Below are 1478 nucleotides of genomic sequence, written 5' to 3'. Positions count from 1 at the left end.
ATCATCTTCAGCACGTCTGCTTTAAAAGTCGCGTCGTATTTACGCCTTTTAAGGGGGGTGTTTTTAGGCTGCATGTTCTTGCAAGTTAAGCAAGTTCACTGTGCCGATTTATTGGACCATCTCAGTAGTTGCTGGCGGGAGCGGGACAGTAGAGAGTTGATCGTTCATTTAAACAGAGTAAGGAAAGTTTAGGGTTGAAAACCTTCAAATTTGTCATTTTTCAGTGTTTTCACAAATTTTAGCCAAGTTAGTAGGGCACGTGTCACGCTGTCCAGCTAGATACCTGACCAAGTATAAGGCAATATATTTGTGGTTTTACTAGACAATTATTTCTATATTCGTGTTATTCAGCATAACGGGAACAGATTTGGCCGAGGCCGGTTGATTCATCTCCGTTTCCATTGCTAGAAGCAATCGTTATGGCAACAGTAACAACACCGATATCTTACGTAGACCCCATCAAAGATCTTTGGGATTTGAAGGCGGGAAAACTATTTGCTTCTCCGAAGGACTTCAAAAACTGGCTCAATAGGGCAAATAGTATGTTGAAAGGCCAAAAACCGGTTGATCTGTTAAATAAACCGGAAAGTTTGCAGCAAGTAATAAAAGTATTGGGCCGTATGGAGCACGGCATCATGGCGTAATCGGTGAATCAATGTATGTTTACCGGATTGCCAGTAAAGAATACATCGAAGATTTATCGGGCGAAGGCGCCAGGCTGTACGGTGGGCGTTGGAATCGTGAAGGAGTAGCCGTTTTATATACCGCCAGTAGCTTGTCACTAGCAGCTTGGGAGTACTGGGTTCATCTCGATGATTCAATCACGCTTGATCAAAACGCCTTTGCGGCCGCGACAATTGAAATCCCGGATTCTTCTATTTTAGAACTACCTCCTCTGACGCCAGCCTTGGCAGATAATGAAGAATACCTCTTTTCGTTGACTGATAATTGGATAGTTAAGAACGAACACCTCTGCATGAAAGTGCCTTCATTTGTGATTGAGGGAGAATTCAACTATCTGATAAATCCACTTCATCCTTTAGCTAAAGCCAACATGGGGTTAGTAAAGGTGAATTCCTATTCCTTTGACAAACGAGCTTTCGGAAAAACGCTTGTGGAAAAGCGCAGCTTGTCGGTAATACGATCATTGCGGAAAATACTCTCAAATTTCATTCGCTAAAGCACCCTCCTCTGAATTAGTAGCTAACGGAAATGAAATAATCTAATATGATCTTGTCTAGATGCAAAATTTTTGTATGTTTGAGACTAAGCCGTAATTGAGTAATTACTACTACTATTAATTCAACAAGTAAATTGTTCTACTCAATAGCATTATTTGATCGAATAATTTTGTAAGTACCCCTAATTTCAGACAGTAGCAATTAGAGTTTTTTCATTTTCAATCACCCTGTTTTTCCACTCTTCGGGAGTGAGATTACCCAGTGATTCATGGGGCCTTCTTAGGTTATATTCCTCCA

The 1478-nt window shown here is 40.9% G+C and carries 2 protein-coding genes; both read left to right on the top strand.

Annotation, left to right across the window (positions count from 1 at the left end):
* Positions 1–419: 419 nt before the first annotated feature.
* A complete protein-coding gene (locus tag ACFPMF_RS27995; protein WP_379851478.1) occupies positions 420–644 on the top strand; it encodes an antitoxin Xre/MbcA/ParS toxin-binding domain-containing protein in 225 nt (74 codons plus the stop codon).
* Positions 645–655: 11 nt separating this feature from the next.
* The gene (locus ACFPMF_RS27990; protein WP_379851476.1) at positions 656–1180 is read left to right on the top strand and encodes an RES family NAD+ phosphorylase; all 525 of its coding nucleotides are present in this window, start codon (positions 656–658) and stop codon (positions 1178–1180) included.
* The last annotated feature ends 298 nt before the right edge of the window (positions 1181–1478 follow it).

It is taken from the genome of Larkinella bovis, assembly GCF_042655385.1.
GTDB classification, from domain to species: Bacteria; Bacteroidota; Bacteroidia; order Cytophagales; family Spirosomataceae; genus Larkinella; species Larkinella bovis.
Note: the sequence above shows the minus strand (reverse complement) of the source record. Positions and strands in the feature narration are given on the sequence as shown.